The following is a 19258-nucleotide window of genomic DNA, read 5'->3' on the forward strand; positions in this document are numbered from 1 at the left end:
CCCGTCCGTCCGGGCTGGTCTCTCGCGGCGGGACGCGGTAGGAGGGCGCCATGCTCAAGCACAACAGCTACTTCAACGGCAACGTCCAGAGCGTCGGCTTCGAGCGCCATGGGCGCCGTCAGACGGTGGGTGTCATCGACGCCGGCGAGTTCCACTTCTCGACCGAGGCGCCGGAGCGGATGACGGTCGTCGCCGGCGAGCTCGCGATCCGCATCGACGGCTCCACGGAGTGGCGCGCCTATCCGGCAGGGACGTCGTTCGAGGTGGCAGGCAAGAGCGGCTTCGACGTCAGGGCCACCCAGCCCACCGGCTACCTCTGCGAGTTCCTCTGAGCGCGCCGGCGGCGTAGAGCGGCCTAGTCCTCGAGCCAGCGCCGCTCCAGCTCCAGCGTGGCCACGTTGTCCGGCACGTTGCCGAGGAACTTCCCGCGCCACACAGGATCGCCGATCTTCCGCGCCCGCTCGAGCAGGCGCTCCCGCGCCGAGGCGATCGCCATCATCGCCTCCCGCCCGTGGCCGCAGGCCGAGAGCGCCTCGGCGTGCGAGAGGCGCACAAGCGACTCGCCCACCTCGGCCCCCATCGACTCCAGCAGGCAGAGCGCCTCGGTCGTCGCCGCGAGCGCGTCCACCGCCTGCCCCGCGTCGAGCAGCGCCCGCCCGAGCACCGCGTACGCGAAGGCCCGCAAGGGCGGCGCGCCGTACAGGATCGCCACCGCGGCGCGCGCCTCGCGCTCGGCCCCCCCGAGATCGCCCGCCTGGAGCACGATCCTCGCGAGGCACGCCCGCCCGGCGCCCTCCCCGCGCGCGTCGCCGAGGCGCTGGGACGTCGCGATCGCCTCCTCCGCCGTCTGCCGCGCTTCCTCGACGAGGCCCCGCTGCGCGAGCACCGGACCGAGGTTGAGGAGCGCGCCGAGCCGCACGTCCGACAGGCCCATCCGCTCCGCGTCCGCGAGCGACGCGCGCAGCGCCGCCTCGGCGCCCTCGAAGTCGCCGAGCTCCGCGTAGCAGGAGCCCAGGTTGTTCCTCGCCCAGCAGGCGTTGCGCCGATCGCCCGCGTGCTCGAACGCCGCGAGCGCCGCCTCGAAGCCCGCGAGGCACGCGCCGGGATCGCCGACCGCCATCGCCCGGTACGCGCGCGCCTCGTGGAGCCGCGCCAGCACCTCGACCTCCTGCTCGGTCTCCTCGGCGTCCTGCTCGATCCCGTCGAGCAGCTCGTCCGCGAGCTGGTACCGCCCTCCGAACACGAGCCGCCCGGCGCCCGCGCACAGGCACACGCTGCGGGCGGGGCGCGCCGACCGCCGCGCCTCGGTGCCCTGCGCCAGGCGCAGCAGGCCCTCGACCTGGTCGTGGTTGCCGCGCTTCGAGGCGGCGAGGATCACCTGCGTGAGCGCCGAGAACCACGGCGCCGACCCGGGCGCGAGCCGCTCCAGGGCCTCGGTCCCCCGCCGCTCCGCCAGCGCGAACTCGCCCCGCCAGAGGTGCGCCTCCGCCTGGCAGAGCCGCAGCGCCCCGGCCGTCGCCTTCGAGGCGCCGCGCGCGATGCCGCGCTCGACGCGCTCGATCGCCGCGCCCAGGTCGCTCCCCAGCAGCGCCTGCTCGGCCGCGCGCAGGGTCGCCGCCGCGGCCCGCGCCGGCTCGCCGCCGCGCTCGAAATGCTCGGCGAGGGCCATCGGATCCGCCACGCCCGTCCGCTCGAGCCACTCGCCGGCGAGCCGGTGGCCGAGGCGGCGATCGTGATCGGTCAGCATCCCGTACGCCGCCTCGCGCACGAGCGCGTGCCGGAACCGGTACTCGGCCGCCTCCGGCGCGCCCTCCACGGAACGCCGGACGATGAGCTCCCGCACCTCGAGCTCGGCGAGCAGCGGCTCGACCTCCGCCCGGCCGACCAGCGCGGCGACCCCGCTCCGCGAGAAGGTCTCGCCGAAGATCGCCCCGGCCCGCAGCGCCCGCCGCGCGCCCACGTCGAGCGCGTCGAGCTCCGCCTGCACCATCGCCAGCACCGTCTCGGGCAGGTCCACGCCCTTGCCCGCCGCCGCCGCGCGGATCTGCTCCTCGAGGTAGAAGGCGTTGCCGTCCGCGCGCTCGACCAGCGTCGCCACGAGCGCCGGGCTCTCGCGCTCGCCGAGCACCTGGCGCACGAGCCGCTCGCTCGACCGGCGCGAGATCCCCGCGAGGCGGAGCTTGTGCCCGCGCCGCTCGTCCCACAGCTTCGGGAAGAGCTCGTGCACCTCGGGCCGGCCGAGCGCCATGACCATGAACGGCCGGTCCTTCAGGTTCCGGAGCGCGGCGTCGACCATCGTGATCGTGGGCAGGTCGCCCCAGTGCAGGTCCTCGAGCACCAGGAGGACCGGCTGCACCGCGCACTCGGCGCGCAGGAAGTCCTCCCAGGCGAGGCGCAGCTGATCGCCCATGAGCATCGGGTTGCGCCGCGCCGCCCGGAGCTGCACGTCGTCGTCCGGGAACGGCGCGCCGACGAGCTCGCCGAGGAACGTCGCGACCCGCGCGGCGTCGAGCGCCGCGTGCCGCTCGACCCGCGCCCGCACCTTGCGCCGCCGCTCCTCGACGGGATCGGCGTCCGTGAGGCCGATCGCCCGGCGGAGCGCGTGCGCGAGCAGGCCGAAGGCCGACCCGGCGCTCATCGGGTCCACCTGGCCGAGCCACACCTCGACCGGCTCGCCGTCCTCCCGGATCGCGCGGACGAGCTCGTGGCGGAGCCGCGACTTGCCGATGCCCGCCGGCCCCGTGACGAGCACGACGCTCGGGGTCGACTCCTCGACGCAGCGGGCGAGCTCGTCCCGGATCAGCGCGAGCTCCCGCTCGCGCCCGACGCACGACGTCGCCTTGCCGAGCACGTGGGGCGGCGCCTCCGGCTCCTCGCGCGCGCCGTGGAGCCAGGGGCCGCCCCCGTCGGACGTGATCTCGAACCGCGCGCCGAGCAGGCCCGCCGTCACCTCGTCGATGCGGATCGCCGGCGCGCGGGACGTCGCGCGGCCCTCGGGGAGCAGCTGGACCACGCGGTCGATGAGGTCGCCGATCGGCATGCGCGAGGCGATCTCCGCCCTGCCCGTGACGACGGCGACCGGCGCGCCGCCGAGGAGCGCCTGGACGGCGAGCGCGCAGCGGGCGGCCCGGGCCGCGAGGTCGGTCGTCGCGCCGGCGCCGGACAGCACGACGAGCGGCAGCCGCGCGTCGACGAGCTCGAGCTGGCCCTTGTAGCGCGCCGCCGTGGTCGAGAGCGCCTGCGCGCGCGCCTGCTCGTCGACCTCGGGGAGCGAGGGTTCGGCGGTGGAGAGGCCGTCACGGGCGAGGACGAGGCACATCACCTTGCGCTCGCCGGTCGTGAGCTCCGGCGGGCGGACGGACATCGAGGGCGGGCGGACGGAGATCGCCGCGGGATCCATGAGCCCGGCGAGCTCGATCGCGACCGCGTTGCCGTCGCTCGGCCGCCCCTCGGGCGACTTCGACAGCATCCGCTGGACCAGGGCGTCGAGCGCCTCGGGCACGTCGTCGCGGAGCCAGCGGAGCGACGGCGGCTCCTCGATCAGCACCTTGACGAGCACGGCGAGCCCGCGCGCGCCGCGGAACGGGGCGCGCCCCGAGATGCACTTGTAGAGCAGGCAGCCGAGCGCGAAGACGTCGGCACGCGCGTCGACGTGCGCCTCGCCGCGGGCCTGCTCCGGCGCCATGTAGCCGGGGGTGCCGAGGATGGCGCCGGGCATGGTGAGCTGCTGGTCGATGCCGGACATCCGGACGACGCCGAAATCGATGAGCGTGATGCGGTCGATGGTGCCGCCGACGAGGAGCAGGTTGCTCGGCTTGAGATCGCGGTGGACGACGCCGAGCCGGTGCACGGAGCCGAGGGTGGTCGCGACGCGCCGGGCGAGCTTGAGGCTCTCCTCCAGGGTGAACGCCTGCCGGGCAAGGCGCTGGGAGAGGGTCTCGCCGGTGAGCCACTCCATGGCGAGGTAGGGGTGGCCGTGCTCCGTGCGGCCGTGCGAGATGTACCGCACCACCCCCGGCACCCGCAGCGTCGCGAGCGCCTGCGCCTCGCGCGCGAGGCGGTTCGAGTCCTGGGAGGCGGCGTTCTGGAGGACCTTGAGGGCGATGGTCTCGCCGGTCTTGAGGTCGCGCGAGCGGAAGACGTGGCCCATGCCGCCGGCGCCCGCGAGCTCCATGATCTCGAACCGGCCGTCGATGACGTCTCCCGCTCGCATTGCCTGCCGTCGCTCCGGATCGTCCGCCCTGTGTGGGAGCTACGCGAAGTTCACCTGAATGGCCAGCGGTTCGGGGTTACGTGCGTGTCACCGGAAACCGGGGCCGCGCGGCGCCGCCGCCGTCATGCAATCACCACCGATTGCCGCGCTCCGGTGCGCATCGTCACCAGAGAGCGCGGCCAGGGGCAACTCTGCAGCGTCGAAGCGCCGGCGGCCCCGCTGACACAGGCGCGGCCGTGGTGGCCCAGGCGCTCGCCGCTCCCGCCGCCGCGACGCGCCTCGGCGGGCCACCCGCGCTCCGGCTCCCCGGACCGCCTTCGCCCCGTCGTCCCGCGGGCCGCGCCCCTTTTTTCCCCGTCCCGTGCCCCGCGGCTTTTTCGTCCAGGCGACCTCGGGCGCGACGGGCGGCCGATGTGAAGCGGCGCGCGCCGGAAAACAAAAAAACAAGGCGCGGGGGCCCTTCGTCGTGTGACGCTGCGCGCGGCGCTTCCTCTGTCGCGTCTGCGTGATAAATGAGCTTGTCTGGGGAGAGGGGGGAGGCGACCGGAACGCGCTGGACCCCCTTTGTCAAGCGAAGGAGGCCGCTCTTGTCAATCGTGCCCGGAACCGTTCTGCTCCAGCGCTACCGCGTGGTACGTCATCTCCGCCGCGAAGGCCTCGGTGAGGTGTTCAGCGCCGAGGACGCGAGCACCGGCCGGCGCGTCGCGGTCAAGGTGCTCGGGGAGCCCCCGGTGCGCCAGGAGCCGGGAGGCGTGCTCAACACGCCAGAGCGCATGCCCCAGCAGGAGGCCGAGGCGCGCTTCCGGCGAGAGGCGGTGGCGTGCGAGCGGCTGCGGGGCCCACACACACTGCCCTCGCTCGGCGGCGGCAAGGACCCGACGCACGGTCCTCTCCTCGTGTTCGAGCTGCGCGAGGGGGAGCTCCTCAGCGAGCGCATCTCCCGGGAGGGGCCGCTCCCGTTCAGCGCCGTTCACCGGCTGGGCGAGCAGCTCTGGTCGGCGATCGCCGAGCTGCACGAGATTGGCATCATCCACCGCGACATCAGCTCCGCGAACGTGCTCCTCGACCAGGGTCCTGACGGCGAGCGGCTGACGCTCCTGGATCTCGGCTCGTGCAAGCTCCCTCCCGGGCTCTCCGACGCGGCGCCGACGTTACCGAGCCGGTGTCTCGGCGATTTCAGGTTCGCGCCGCCCGAGCAGCTCACGAAGGGGAAGACGGTGGATCACCGGGCCGACCTCTATGCGGCCATGACGGTGATCTTTCACGCGCTCACCGGCGAGCTCCCCTACGCCGCGCGCAATCTGATGATGCTCGCCGATCTCAAGACGAGGACGCCGCCGCGCCGCCTGGGCAGCCTGATGCCTCCGCCGGTCGACCGGGAGATCGAGGTGTTCGTGAACAGGGGTCTGGCGCACAGCCCGGACCGCCGCTTCGCGAGCATCGCCGAGGTGATCCAGGGCTGGCAGGCGCTGAGCCCCGCCACCTGAACGTCTCGACGGCTCTCGCGCGGCCCCACCGCCGCTGAAGGCTGGACACCCGGCCTGCCGATTCCACCGCAGCGTCCACGCACCGACAGGAAGGCACCCGGACAGCGCCGCGCGCTTCCTGCCTTCCTGCTCCCCCGCCCGATTTCTCCGCGAGGCCAGGCGCCCCTGCCCGGCCGAGGCCGCCGGTTCGCCGGCGAGCTCAGCTGGATGGCGGAATGCCCTGCCGCCGGCCGCGCCCAGAGGCCCCGTCGCTCCGCGACGTACGCGTCCGACAGCGCTCGCCGGCCTGGGCGGCGCTTCGCCAGCGCTGCCCCGGCGTTCCGGAGCAGGGCTCCCCCGTCGACGCTCCGTTCGACCAGCAGCCGTCACAGACCATTGCGACAACGTCCCTCTTTTTCTCACCATCATCGCTTCCGAACAGCGTTTACCGCACAGGCCGGTTCCTCTGCGATGCGAGGACGGTTGCCGTCGGGTGCTTTACCCGAACGAGCCGCGTTATCCCGGAGCAAGCAGCGATTTCGCGCGCTTCGTCGTCACGGGAAAAGGGCGGGCCTTACCGCCTGGCGTCTGACGAGGAATACGCACCTTCGATCAAGAAACTGCATCTCACAGCATTGCAGAGGGTGAGCACGCATGTTAATCCCGGGTGCGCTCGTCGCCGCGCCCTCTCGCGCGGCGCCAGGGCAACTGGATCGGCGTGCCGCTCGTTTTGCGCACGTTACGCATGTTGCGCACGTTGCGCAGGTGTCCGCGAGGCGTCTTTCGCCTCTCCGGGGCCGCCGCGGTGTACCTCGGGACCGGCGCATTCCGGGCCGGCACGCCGTCTGGGATCTCTCAACCCTTGCCGCCACCACGCCTATGACGACAACTACCTACCGCTATGTCTTCCTGGGGCTCTCCATCACGTCTTCGTGGGGCAACGGCCACGCCACGACGTACAGAGCGCTCCTCCGGGCGCTCGCGTCGCGCGGCCACCGGGTGCTCTTTCTGGAGCGGAACCTCCCCATCTACGATCAGCACCGCGACCTGCCCAACCCGCCTTACGGCACGACCGAGCAGTACTCGAGCATTACCGAGCTCCGCGATAGATTCTCACGCGCCGTGCGCGAAGCCGATCTCGTGATCGTCGGCTCCTTCGTGCCGGAAGGGGCGACGGTCGGGGCGTGGATCACGGAAGAGGCCCGCGGAAAGGCCGCGTTCTACGATCTGGACACGCCCGTCACCCTGGGCCGGCTGGCGCACGGGGATCACGCGTACCTGACGCCGGCGCTGATCCCGCGGTATGATCTCTATCTGTCGGCGACGGGGGGCCCGACGCTGGAGCGGCTGGAGCGCAGCCACGGCGCGGTGCGCCCGCGGGCGCTCTACTGCTCGGCGGACACGGACGTGTACCATCCCCAGCCGGCGCCGATGCGCTGGGATCTCGGCTACCTCGGGACCTACAGCGACGACCGGCAGGCGGCCGTCGAGCGGCTCCTCCTCGAGCCGGCGCGGCGCATGCGCCGCGGGCGCTTCGCGGTGGCGGGCGCGCAGTACCCGGCGTCGCTCGCGTGGCCGGACAACGTCTCCAGGACGGAGCACCTCCCGCCGGACGAGCACCGCATCTTCTACAACTCCCAGCGCTTCACGCTGAACCTGACCCGCCGTGCGATGGTGGAGTCCGGGTGGTCGCCGAGCGCGCGCCTGTTCGAGGCGGCCGCGTGCGGGACCCCTGTCCTGAGCGACACCTGGCCGGGTATCGAGACGTTCTTCCAGCCCGGCGAGGAGATCCTGCTCGTGCGCTCGCCGGAGGACGTGCTCCGGAAGCTCAGGGAGATGAAGGAGGACAAGCGCCTCACGGTGGGCCAGCGGGCGAGGCAGCGCGTCTTCGCCGAGCACACGGCGATGCACCGGGCCGAGGCGTTCGAGCGCTACACCCGCGAGGTGCTCGAGGCCGCCAGCCGGACGCGCGCGCGCCGCGAGCGCGACGGGCAGCTCACGACGTCACAGGTCGAGAGCCAGAGCGGCTGACACTTTGGCCTGGCCGCCCGCCTGCTCCCCTTGCCGCTGGGGGCGGCGCGCAGTAGGTCAGGCAGGTGCGCTCCACGCCGCTTCACCCCGTCGCCCGGCTGCCTGAAGAGTGGTCGGCCTCGCTGGCTGCCCGCGGAGAGCGGTCGTTCACGGCGAAGCAGGTATTCCAGTGGATCCATCGCCGCGGCGTCCTCGATCCGGCCGCGATGACGAACCTCCCGGCGCGGCTGCGCGAGCACCTCGCCGCGGAGGGGCTGGGTGAGGTGCTGACGCCCGAGCGGGTTCATCGCTCCGAGGACGGCACACGCAAGCTGCTCCTGCGCCTCCACGACGGCGCGACCATCGAGACGGTCCTGCTCCCGGCGGTGTCGGGCCACGGCTCGCAGGCGCAGCTCGACGCCGACGCGGCGGCGGCGCTCGATGACGACGAGGACGACGAGGCGGCCGCGGAGGCGGACGCCGCGCCGCGCGTCCGCGTCACCCAGTGCATCTCGACGCAGGTCGGCTGCGCCATGGGGTGCGGCTTCTGCGCAAGCGGCGTGGCGGGGCTCAAGCGCCACCTCGGGGCCGAGGAGATCGCGGGCCAGGTGCTCCTCGGGCGGGCGATGCTCGAGGAGGGTGAGGAGCTCCGCAACGTCGTGTACATGGGCATGGGCGAGCCGCTCCACAACTACGAAGCGACCGCTCGCTCGCTGCGCCTGCTCACGCATCCCGAAGGGATCAACCTCTCGACGCGGCGGGTCACGGTGTCCACCTCGGGCCTCGTGCCCGAGATCGCGCGGCTCGGAGCGGATTTTGGCGGGCAGATCGCGCTGGCGATCTCGCTGCACGCCGCGGACGACGAGACCCGCTCGGCGCTGATGCCCATCAACCGCAAGCACCCGCTCGACGAGCTGCTCGCGGCGCTGCGCGCTTACCCGCTGCCTCGGCGCCGGCGCATCACCATCGAATACACGCTCGTCGCCGGGCAGAACGACGATCCCGCCGAGGCGCGGCGGCTGGCGAAGCTCCTGCGCGGGCTCCCGGTGAAGATCAACCTCATCCCGATGAACCCGATCGAGGCCTCCTCGCTGGGTCCGCCGGCCCAGGAGCGCGTGGCGGCGTTCCAGGAGGTGCTCACCCAGGCGGGATACTCCTGCTTCGTTCGCCGCCGGCGCGGCGATGACGTCTCGGCGGCCTGCGGGCAGCTCGTGCTGCTCGGGGCCAAGCCGAAGGTGCGGCGGGCGCTCGGCTGAGCTCGCCCGCTCGCCTTCCGGGAGCGCGCGGGCGAGCGCTGCCTGCAGCGGGCGTCTTGACGCGCCGCCGCGCGGGGGCGTAGCTGTCGGCCGTGTTGAAGAAGATCCTCGTCGCCAACCGTGGAGAGATCGCCTGCCGCGTCCTCCGGACCTGCAAACGGCTCGGGATCGCGACGGTCGCCGTGTATTCCGACGCGGACGCGAGCGCGCCGCACGTCGCGATGGCCGACGAGGCGGTGCGCATCGGGCCGCCGCCGGTCCGGGACAGCTACCTGGTCATCCATGCGATCGTCGAGGCGGCCCGCGCGACGGGCGCCGACGGCATCCACCCCGGGTACGGGCTGCTCAGCGAGAACCAGGCGTTCGCCGAGGCCGTCGTCGAGGCCGGCGTCACGTTCATCGGCCCGCCGCCCGCGGTCCTCCACGCCTTCGGCGACAAGATCCTCGCGCGGGATCACGCGCGCGGGGCCGGCGTCTTCCCACCGCCGGGCACGGGCGGTCCGGTCGACCCCGCCGACGTCGAGGCCGCCCAGCGCGCCGCCGAGAGCATCGGCTTCCCGCTGCTCGTCAAGGCCGCGGGCGGCGGCGGCGGCATCGGCATGCAGGTCGTCACCGATCCGGGCAAGCTGTCGCGCGCCCTCACCGCGTGCTCCGACCGCGGACGCGCGGCGTTCGGGGACCCGCGCGTGTACATGGAGCGGTACATCGAGCGCCCGCGCCACATCGAGGTGCAGGTGCTCTGCGATGGGCAGGGCGGCGCCGTCGCGCTCGGCGAGCGCGAATGCAGCGCGCAGCGCCGGCACCAGAAGATCGTCGAGGAGACCCCGTCGCCGGCCGCGTTCTTCCAGGGAGCGGCGGGCGAGGTCCGCCGGAAGGAGCTCCACGACAGCGCCCTCCGGGTCGTGACGGCCGCCGGCTACGTCGGCGCGGGCACCGTCGAGTTCGTCGCGGCGGAGAGCGGCGAGCTCTTCTTCCTGGAGGTCAACGCGCGGCTCCAGGTCGAGCACTGCGTCACGGAGATGTGCACCGGGCTCGACCTTGTCGAGCACCAGATCCGCATCGCGTCGGGCGAGCCGCTCGCGCCGGAGGTCCGGGGCCACACCTACCGTGGCCACTCCATCGAGGCGCGCCTCTACGCGGAGGATCCGGCGAAGAAGTTCGCCCCCCAGCCCGGCCGCATCACCGCGCTCCGCTGGCCGGCCGCCGGCGACGACCTGCGGATCGAGACCGGCGTCGCCGAGGGGCTCGAGGTGACGCCGTTCTACGACCCGCTGCTCGCCAAGATCGTCGCCCACGGCCCGACCCGCGACGAGGCGATCGCTCGCCTCGACCGGGCGCTGGCGGAGACGACGATCGAGCTCACCGGTCCGGCCGGGCCCGCCGCGACCAACCTCGCGTTCCTCCGCCAGATCCTGCAGGACGGTGATTTCCGCGGCGGACAGTACGACACGCGCTTCGCCGAGGCGCTCGCCGCCGGCAAGAAGGCGGGCTGACGCCCGGCCGAGCGGGCTGAGCGGTCCGAGCTGGCCGGGAGCCGCCAGCGACATCGGCGCCGGGCCGGGCGGGCCGGCGCGCGGCGGTCGCCGCCCGCGCCGCCGCCGCGCTGAATCACGCGCTCGTGGTGCAAACCACGGCCGGCATGAACTAAATATCAGGCGTGAGCCACGACTTCGTCCTCGAGCCCGCCGAACGCTGGGTTGCCCACGACCCCGATCCGGAGACCCAGAGCGAGCTGCGCCGGCTCATCGACGCGGCCAGGGCGGGCGAGGACGGCGTCCGCGCCGAGCTCGCCGAGCGCTTCGCCGGCCCGCTGGAGTTCGGCACCGCGGGCATCCGCGGCGTCCTCGGCGCCGGCGAGAGCCGGATGAACCGCGCCGTCATCCTCCGCACGACCGCGGGGCTCGCCCGTCACCTCCTCGAGGCGATCGGCGACAAGGCGCGGAGCGCCGGCGTCGTCATCGGCTACGACGGCCGCCGGATGAGCCGAGAGTTCGCGGAGGACACCGCCTGCGCCCTCGCCGCCGCGGGCATCCCGAGCCACCTCTCGCCCGTCCCCTGCCCCACGCCCGTCGCGGCGTTCGCGGTCGGCCACCTCGGCGCGGCCGCGGGCGTGATGGTGACGGCGAGCCACAACCCGCCCGAGTACAACGGCTTCAAGGTGTACTGGGACAACGCCGCACAGATCATCCCACCCCACGACACAAGCATCGCGACGGCGATCGACGCCTCGCCGCCGGCGGATCAGGTCGCCCGCATGCCCCTCGACGAGGCGAGGAGGCTCGGGCTGGTGCGCGACTTCCCCGAGGAGCTGGAGCGGAGCTACCTCGGCGCGATCCGCGGCCTCGCGGTGCGGAGCGACGGGGATCGCGACCTCTGCATCGTCTACACGCCGCTTCACGGCGTCGGCAACCGCCTGGTCCGCCAGGCGCTCGGCGAGGCCGGCTTCACGCGCGTGGCGAGCGTGCCCGAGCAGGCCGAGCCGGACGGCGCGTTCCCCACGGTCGCGTTCCCGAACCCCGAGGAGAAGGGCGCCATGGACCTGGCGTTCGCCCTCGCGAAGCGGGAGGGCGCCGACCTCGTCCTCGCCAACGATCCCGACGTCGACCGGCTCGCCGTGGCGGTGAGGCGCCCTGATGGCGAGTACGTGCAGCTCACGGGCAACCAGGTCGGCGTGCTCCTCGGCCATTACCTGCTCACGGAGGGGCGCGCGCAGGGCGCGGACGAGCGCCGGCTCGTGCTGGCGTCCTGCGTCTCGACTCCTATGCTGGGCGTCATCGCCGCGGCGCTCGGGGTTCACTACGAGGAGACGCTGACCGGGTTCAAGTGGATCGCCAACCGGGCGATGGACATCGAGCGCTCGACAGGGGCCCGCTTCGTGTTCGGCTTCGAGGAGGCGCTCGGCTACACCGTCGGCCCGGTCGTGCGCGACAAGGACGGCATCAGCGCCGCGGCGCTGGTCGCCGAGCTCGCGGCGGTGCGCAAGGCCGAGGGCAGGACCCTGCTCGACGAGCTCCAGGCGATCACCCGCAAGTACGGCCTCTACATGAGCGGGCAGCGCTCGTACACCCTGCGCGGCGTCGACGGCCTCGAGAAGATCGCGGCGATCATGGACGCGCTGAGGAAGAGGCCGCCTGCAGCGATCGGCGGCGTCCCCGTGGTGGCGTGGCGCGATTTCGAGGCGCGCACGCGCACCACGAGCGACGGCCTCGTCGAGCCGCTCGTGCTGCCTCCGAGCAACGTGCTCGTGTACGAGCTCGACGACGGGAGCCGGCTCATCGCCCGCCCGAGCGGCACGGAGCCGAAGATCAAGTTCTACTTCGACGTGCGCGAGGAGGTCGCCGCGGACGAGCCGCTGGGCGACGCCGAGGCCCGCGCGGCGGCGCGGCTCGACGCCCTGGCCCGGGCGTTCTCGGGCCTCGCCGGCATCGGCTGAGGGGGAGCGGTCCCGTCAGCCGCCCGGGCTGCGGAAGGCGGCGCGGCCCACGAAGAACGGGCCCATCTGGCTGATGAACTCCGAGGTCTGGCGGGTCTTCCGCATCGTCTGCACGATGTGGGAGAGCGGGTGGAGTTCCTTGCCGACGAGCCCGATCACGAACTCGTTGTCGCGGGCGTCGAGGCCGTGGCACGCGAGGCGGATGTCGTGGGCGAGGTCCTGGGCGCCATAGGCCCTGCCGATGGTCCCGTGCTCGCGCAGGATGCTCCCTTGCTCGCGCCCCTCGAGCTTGGAGAACGCGCCGCTGCGGCGGAGCGGATACCACACCGCCCACGGCCAGGCGGGGTTCAAGACGGTCTCGGCAGGGCGCCGGAGCAGCCAGAAGTCGAGCTCCTGCTCGTAGCCGGTCGAGTACGTGCGCCCCAGCATGGTGAAATCGGGGCGAAGCTCCAGGGCCCGGAGCTCGCTGCGGTTGAGCGCCGGGCGGACGGTCTGGACGAAGACGGCGGGGTCCTCCGCCCACGTGAGCACGGCGATCCCGCGCGGATCGTTGATGTCCTCGTAGACGACCGCGCCGACGCGCTGCGACGCGAGCGCCTGGCCGGCTGCGCGGGTCAGCTCCGCCGGATCGGCGTCGCCGGTGCAACGGAACACGAGCAGCTGCATGAACAGCCGGCCGTCGATGACCTGCGGCCGGCCGTCGCGCGGCGCCCCCCGCTCGGCGACGTCGATGTGCGGCAGCTCGGGTTCCGCGTGGCCGGCGGCGGGCCGGCCCGTGGTGGGTTCGCTCATGGGCGTAGGGGTACCGAGGTTCGCGGAGGACGGCAACTGCCAGGCGCAGCACCTCCGCAGGCGACGCGCGGCCCCCGCCGCGAGCGCCCGTCGCCGCCGCGAGCCCCCGTCACCGCGACGAGCGCCCGTCGACGGCCACGACGACCGACGAGCGCCGCACGAAATCACGTAATGCGCATCACACCATTGCGCGCGCTGACGTCTGCGGCGGTCGCCGGGGGTCTGGCGTCTCGGGTCGAAAGGAGAGCTGGACAACCGGCGTGATCTTGCGCAGGGCCACGTCGGCTCGTGTCGTACGGCTGCTCCCACGTAATCATCTCTTGCCATCGAGCCCGACTCACGCTCCCCTGCAAGGTACAACCACGACTCCTGGAGTTGCCCCGACGATGTGCTCCCGGGCAGGGTTTCCCGCCCGAGGGTACGTGCGCCGCGCCCCCGATCGGGCTCAGCTTCGCCGGGGCCTTCCCGCCGTAGGTTCGCCGCGATGAAGACGCACGAGACGAAGACCAAGACCTCGATCCCCGCCGGTAGATGCAAAGGAACGTTGCTGGTCAACCTCCGGTCGTTCGTCACGACGACCCGCGACGCCGGTTCATGGGAGCGCCTGGTGACGTCGCTGCCCAAGTCAGACCGGGACGTACTCTCTCAGCCGCTGCTGGCGAGCAGCTGGTATCCGATCGGCGTCTGGAACCGCGCCTTGCGAACGCACGCGCGGACTGCGAGCGACCAAACCGCTGAGCTCAAGCGGTTTGCCCGCTACGTCGCGGATCGCGACCTCAATACGGTGTTGAAGTTCGCGCTCTCGATCGCCATGCCCGACACGATCGTCGCCCGGACTGGAATGTTCTGGTCGCGCTACTTCGACGCCGGGAAGGTCTTCCCGCGCATGGTGAAGCCGCGGGAGTGGGTGCTGACCATCACAGGCCCGACCGGGGACGACGAGGGGCCCTCCGCGATGAACTGCGGAGAAGGCGTCTGCGGCTGGGTCGAGCAGGCGCTCCTCCTGTGCGGTGCATCCACCCCCAAAGTAACCCACCAGCGGTGCCGGTTCCGCGGCGCGACGGAGTGCCTCTCCGAGGTCGTATGGTGAGCGACCTGAGCGCGATCGGCCCTCTTGTCGTTGCGGCGGCGCCCTCGTTTGTCTATTGACTTGCTCCTTCACCTTGATCCAGACTGGATGCAGGCAGGACACATGTACACGAAGCCTCCCCTGGTGAGGTCCTCGCGCTGCCCCTCTCGTCCTTCGTGCTCGGGGTCAGCATCGTGCCTGCTGTGCGGATTGTCTCCTGACGGCCGCTGACCGGTCAGCCTGCGGGGGTTCGGTGGGGCAGAGGCCGGCGGGCAGCCACGAGGCGGATTGACCCAGCAACCCAACAGGTAATTTCATGCTGTCACCTCGCTCGCAGCGGCATAAGGAAGTCAAGGACAGCCTTCAGGCGACGCCGCACCCGGTCTGGGTCGAGGACATGCTCGAATCTCTGGCCGACCAGTGGAAGGCCGCGGTCTACACGCCGCCGATCGCGCAGACGATGACGGAGCCGGTCGATCAGGAGATGTGGAAGGGGCTCCTCCGGGAGTTCTTCTGCGTGGTCGAGGCGTTCCCGAAGTACATGGGGCTCAGCCTCGCCAAGACGACCTATGGCCAGACGCCGCGCGACTCCCTGGTGCGAGACTGGCTCATCGGCAACATCCGGGTCGAGGCGCTGCACGTGCGCTGGTACCTCGACTGGGCGGCGTGGCACGGGCACAGCACCTCGGACATCACGAGCCACCGCCCGAGCCCGGAGATCGCGTCGCTCTTCGAGTGGCTCTGGTCGGTGTCCTACCGCGGCTCCCTGGCGGAGGCGGTCGGCGCGGTGAACTATGCGATCGAGGGGGTCATCGGCGAGTGTTCTCGCGTGGTGATGCCGAGCTTCACGAAGCTCTATGGCGAGGGGAGCAAGTCGCTGACGTGGCTCGCCGCGCATGCGAACTACGATGATGCCCACCCGCGCGAGGCGCTCGAGATCGTGAAGCTCGCGACCACCTCCGCCGAGGAGATCCGCCGGGTGCATTCGAGCATCTCCCGCTCGCTCGAGCTGTTCGAGAAGGCGTTCAGGGCCTGCAGCGTCCCGCACCGCGGCGGCCGCTGACGCGGGCACCTCCTGCCGGCGCCGCGCACGACCGGCGCCGAGCCCCAGCGGAGATACGAGATCTCCTAAGAAACCTCATAGAACACAACGCGAGCGCCCCGCGGTGCCGGCGCGTGACGGCGGCAGAAACCTCCGGGATTCCTCCCCTACCGCACCAAGCAGCACGCGAGAAACGGACCTGTTCGAGGCGAGAGACCTCGGCGATGCCAAGATCGCCAGTCGGCCTTCTCCCCATCTCTTAACCCTTCGCCATTCGCCCCATTGACTAGCGCGCCCCCCACCGCGACCAGACCCGCCCCCCCGCTTCGGTTCCCCCCGCCCCCTGCTACGGTTTCCCCCCGCCCCTCTGCCGCGGTTTCCCCCCGCCCCGCTGTCCGCCGGGGCAGAGCGGCGGTCTCTCGCACAGGAGACGGGCCCAGATCGGCGTTTTCGGCGCGCAAGCGCACTCCTGTGCGCTGAGCACCGAAAACGTCGAGGTGGGCCCGTATCCGAAGCGAGTGACCGCCGCTCTAGCGAGTGACCGCCGCTCAACGGCCGTAGACGGCTTTGCGGACCTTTTTCTTGAGATCGTCGAGCACGAAGGGCTTCGTGATGTAATGGCGTGCGCCCGCCTGGATGCCGGCGATGACGTCCATCGGATCCGACTTGGCGGTCAGGAAGATGATCGGCACCCGGCGCATCGGCTCGTGCTCGCGGAGCCGCTTCGTCATGCTCACGCCGTCGAGCTTCGGCATCATGATGTCCACGATCACCAGATCGGGCAGCGGCTCCTGCTGGGCCAGCGCGAGCCCATCGACCCCGTTCGTCGCGACCACGGTGTCGAACTCGTCGCCGAGGAACCGGGCGATCATCGCCGCCGTGTCCTGCTCGTCCTCCACCACCAGGATTCTCTTCTTCGTCGCGGTCACCATCGGCGCCGGGAAAGATAGCGCGGAGCGGACGATGCGGGCGGTGTGCCGGGATTTTTTTCCGAAGAACGTTGGTAACACATCGATTTTATTCACCGACAGCGCAAGCGCCGTCTGCGCCGGAGGCGCTCAGCGAGGAGGGCCATCGACGCACGCAGCCCGGAGAGCATCTCGGGAGAGAACGCCCGGGACCAAACGAGGTCGCGCGTCCGAAGGCGGACGTGGCGTGAAGGGATCAGGTCGCGCGGGCGGCCGCGCGCTCGAGGAGCGAGGCGAGGCGATCGAGCGGCATCGGCTCCGCGAACGTGCTGCCGATGTCCCGCATCAGCACCGTCCGGACCGACGAGCCCCGGCGCTTCTTGTCGAGCGACAGGAAGCGCAGCGCGGCGGAGACCGGCTCGTCCTCGATCCGGGTGGGCAGACCGAGCCGCGCGAGCAGGCGGACCACCCGGTCGGCCGCCGCGCGATCGGTCACGCCGAGCGCGCAGCCGACGCGGAAGATGGCCACCATGCCGAGCGCCACCGCCTCGCCGTGCGCCAGCCGGACGAACCCCCCCTCGGCCTCGAGGGCGTGCCCCAGCGTGTGGCCGAGGTTCAGGAGGGCGCGGTCGCCCGACTCGCGCTCATCGCGGGCGACGATGGCCGCCTTCACGGCGATCGAGCGGCGGATGACCTCGGCGAGCACGCCGGGGTCGCGCGCGAGGACGCGGTCGGCCTCGCGCTCGAGCAGCGTGAGCAGCTCCGGATCGCCGATGCATGCCGATTTCACCACCTCCGCGAACCCGCTCCGGTAAGCGCGGTCGGTCTCGGTGGCGAGCGCCGCCGGGCTCGCGACGACCGCGGAGGGCTGGTGGAACGTTCCGACGGCGTTCTTCGCGGGCCCGAGGTCGACCCCCGTCTTGCCGCCGACCGAGGCGTCGACCATCGAGAGGAGCGTGGTCGGCGCCGCGACCCAGCGGACGCCCCGCAGCAGCAGGGACGCAGCGAAGCCGCCGATGTCGGTCACCACACCCCCGCCGTGCGCGAGCACCACCGCGCCGCGATCGGCGCCGGCGTCGATCATCGCCGTCAGCGCCGCCTCGACGGCCGCGAGCCGCTTGTGCTCCTCGCCGGGCTTGAGCACCGTGACGGCCGCGGCCGGCGTCCCCTGCGCCGCGAGCGCGGCGAGCAGCGGCGCGCCCCAGAGGCGGCTCACGTTCTCGTCCGTGACGACGAAGACGGACGTCGGCGCCAGCGCGGCGATGGCGTCCGCCGTGGACGCCGCCCCGTCGGAGGCGATGCGCACCGCGTAGCTCTTGTCGCCGAGCGGCACGAAGAGCGGGCGATCCGCGTAGGCGCGGAGGACCCGCGCCGCGACGTCCGCGGGGGAGACGCCGTCGGTCACGACGCGCGCGTGGGCCTCGGCATAGACGGGGGCGCGCGCGGCCAGGAGCTCCCGGATGCGCGCCTCGCGATCCGGCGCGCCGTCGAGGAGCGGGCGGTTGCCGTTCGGCGTGCGCGCGGCGATCGTGCGCGGGGTAGCGGTGAGCGCGACGACGCAGCCGCGCTCGAGCGCCTCGGCGCGGAGCGCGGGATCGACCAGGGCGCCGCCGCCGAGGGCGATGATGCGCGGGCCGCGCGCCGCGAGGAGCCGGCGCAGGGTCGCCGCCTCCAGCGCGCGGAAGCCAGCCTCGCCGCGCTTCGCGAAGAGCGAAGAGACGCTCTCGCCGGCCTCCTCGACGATGGCGTCGTCGAGATCGAGGAACGGGAGCCCCGTGCGCGCGGCGGCGATGCGGCCCACGGTGGACTTGCCTGCCCCCATGAAGCCGGTGAGCAGGAGCGGAGGTGCGTCGGGAAGGAATTCCATGGCCTTCAGTAAGAGCGGACCTGCTGGAGGTAGCTGTCGACGTTGCGCGAGAGCTCCGTGAGGCTGTCGCCGCCGAATTTCTCGAGCAGGGCGGCGGCGAGCGTGATCGCCACCATCGCCTCGCCGACGACCGAGGCGGCCGCGACGGCGCAGACGTCGCTGCGCTCGAAGGCGGCGTCGAACTGCTCCTTGGTGCGCACGTCGACCGACGGGAGCGCGCGCTTGAGCGTCGCGATCGGCTTCATGGCGGCGCGGCAGATGAGCGGCATGCCGTTGGTGATGCCGCCCTCGAGGCCGCCGGCGCGGTTCGACGGGCGGGTGAACGCGTGCGCCCCCTGATCGTAGGCGATGGGGTCGTGCACCTCGGAGCCCGAGATGCGCGCGGCCTCGAAGCCGATGCCGATCTCGACGCCCTTGATCGCCTGGATGCTCATCAGCGCCTGCGCGAGCCGTCCGTCGAGCTTGCGGTCCCACTGCACGTGGCTCCCGAGCCCGGGCGGAAGGCCGGTGGCGATCACCTCGAAGACGCCGCCGAGCGTGTCGCCCCGGTGCGCCGCCTCGCGGATGGCGTCGCGCATCGCCTGCGCGGCGACGGCATCGACGCACGCGAGATCCGAGGCGCGGGCGCGCTCCCGGAGCTCGGGGAGCGGGAGCTCACCCCCGCCCGAGGCGGCGGAGGTCGGCGACGCCACCGGGCCGATCGACAGGACGTGGGCGAAGACCTCGACGCCGACGGACCGGAGGAGCTTGCGGCAAACGCCGCCCACCGCGACGCGCGCCGCGGTCTCGCGCGCGCTCGCCCGCTCGAGCACGTCGCGCAGGTCCCGCCGGGCGTACTTCAGGCCGCCGGCCAGATCCGCGTGGCCAGGGCGCGGGCGGGTCAGCGCCTCGGGCGGCTCGGGGAACGGCTCAGGGCCCATCCGCCCGGCCCAGCTCGCGTGATCGCGGTTCTCGATCACCATGGCGATGGGGCCGCCGAGCGTCTCGCCGCCACGCACGCCGGCGACGAGGCGGACGCGATCGGTCTCGATCTTCATCCGCCCGCCGCGCCCGTAGCCGCGCTGGCGACGCGCCAGATCCTCGTCGATGTCCTCCGCGAGGAGCGGCATGCCCGCCGGAATACCCTCGACGGTCGCCACGAGCTCCGGCCCGTGCGACTCGCCGGCCGAAAGCCACCTGAGCTGCGTCATCGTGTGGAAAAC

General features: G+C 72.5%; 13 protein-coding genes. 8 read left to right on the forward strand and 5 right to left on the reverse strand.

Translation table 11 applies throughout. The annotated features are described in order from the left end of the window. Positions 1–50 precede the first annotated feature (50 nt). The gene (locus tag WMF45_RS27200) at positions 51–332 is read left to right on the forward strand and encodes a pyrimidine/purine nucleoside phosphorylase (RefSeq protein ID WP_437707385.1); all 282 of its coding nucleotides are present in this window, start codon (positions 51–53) and stop codon (positions 330–332) included. A 23-nt stretch (positions 333–355) separates the two neighbouring features. On the opposite strand, the gene WMF45_RS27205 is transcribed toward WMF45_RS27200, so the two are convergent. Further along, positions 356–4213, reverse strand: a complete 3858-nt coding sequence (locus WMF45_RS27205) for a serine/threonine-protein kinase (RefSeq protein WP_437707386.1) — start codon at positions 4211–4213, stop codon at positions 356–358. Positions 4214–4809: 596 nt separating this feature from the next. Here WMF45_RS27205 and WMF45_RS27210 point away from each other — a divergent pair. The 5 genes from WMF45_RS27210 (at position 4810) to WMF45_RS27230 (ending at position 12378) form a co-directional block, all read left to right on the forward strand. Continuing rightward, the gene (locus WMF45_RS27210) at positions 4810–5700 is read left to right on the forward strand and encodes a serine/threonine-protein kinase (RefSeq protein ID WP_437707387.1); all 891 of its coding nucleotides are present in this window, start codon (positions 4810–4812) and stop codon (positions 5698–5700) included. An 858-nt stretch (positions 5701–6558) separates the two neighbouring features. Beyond that, entirely contained in the window at positions 6559–7710 is a 1152-nt protein-coding gene (locus WMF45_RS27215; RefSeq protein ID WP_437707388.1) for a CgeB family protein, read from the forward strand. Between the two features lie 65 nt (positions 7711–7775). Then, the gene (gene rlmN, locus WMF45_RS27220) at positions 7776–8945 is read left to right on the forward strand and encodes a 23S rRNA (adenine(2503)-C(2))-methyltransferase RlmN (protein ID WP_437707389.1); all 1170 of its coding nucleotides are present in this window, start codon (positions 7776–7778) and stop codon (positions 8943–8945) included. Between the two features lie 92 nt (positions 8946–9037). Then, positions 9038–10438: an acetyl-CoA carboxylase biotin carboxylase subunit gene (locus WMF45_RS27225; RefSeq protein ID WP_437707390.1), complete on the forward strand. Its 1401-nt coding sequence runs from the start codon at positions 9038–9040 to the stop codon at positions 10436–10438. A 164-nt stretch (positions 10439–10602) separates the two neighbouring features. Further along, positions 10603–12378 (forward strand): phospho-sugar mutase, encoded by a 1776-nt coding sequence (locus tag WMF45_RS27230; RefSeq protein ID WP_437707391.1) that lies wholly within the window; start codon positions 10603–10605, stop codon positions 12376–12378. A gap of 15 nt (positions 12379–12393) precedes the next feature. Here the strand turns inward: WMF45_RS27230 and WMF45_RS27235 are convergent, their stop codons facing one another. After that, positions 12394–13170: a chlorite dismutase family protein gene (locus tag WMF45_RS27235; RefSeq protein WP_437707392.1), complete on the reverse strand. Its 777-nt coding sequence runs from the start codon at positions 13168–13170 to the stop codon at positions 12394–12396. A gap of 484 nt (positions 13171–13654) precedes the next feature. Between WMF45_RS27235 and WMF45_RS27240 the strand changes: the two genes are divergently transcribed. Together WMF45_RS27240 and WMF45_RS27245 are read left to right on the forward strand one after the other, a co-directional pair. After that, a complete protein-coding gene (locus tag WMF45_RS27240; protein ID WP_437541087.1) occupies positions 13655–14260 on the forward strand; it encodes a hypothetical protein in 606 nt (201 codons plus the stop codon). 295 nt (positions 14261–14555) lie between these two features. Further along, entirely contained in the window at positions 14556–15302 is a 747-nt protein-coding gene (locus WMF45_RS27245) for a TenA family transcriptional regulator (RefSeq protein ID WP_437707393.1), read from the forward strand. Positions 15303–15829: 527 nt separating this feature from the next. Here the strand turns inward: WMF45_RS27245 and WMF45_RS27250 are convergent. From WMF45_RS27250 to aroC, 3 genes are all read right to left on the reverse strand, one after another. After that, positions 15830–16213 carry a response regulator transcription factor gene (locus WMF45_RS27250; RefSeq protein WP_437707394.1) on the reverse strand — a complete coding sequence of 128 codons (384 nt, stop codon included), beginning with the start codon at positions 16211–16213 and terminating at the stop codon, positions 15830–15832. Between the two features lie 232 nt (positions 16214–16445). Then, positions 16446–18056 (reverse strand): 3-dehydroquinate synthase, encoded by a 1611-nt coding sequence (gene aroB / locus WMF45_RS27255; protein ID WP_437707395.1) that lies wholly within the window; start codon positions 18054–18056, stop codon positions 16446–16448. Positions 18057–18061: 5 nt separating this feature from the next. Beyond that, a complete protein-coding gene (gene aroC / locus WMF45_RS27260; RefSeq protein ID WP_437707396.1) occupies positions 18062–19246 on the reverse strand; it encodes a chorismate synthase in 1185 nt (394 codons plus the stop codon). Between the last annotated feature and the right edge of the window lie 12 nt (positions 19247–19258).

Origin of the sequence: Sorangium sp. So ce448 (assembly GCF_051520915.1) — a bacterium.
Lineage (GTDB): Bacteria > Myxococcota_A > Polyangia > Polyangiales > Polyangiaceae > Sorangium > Sorangium cellulosum_B.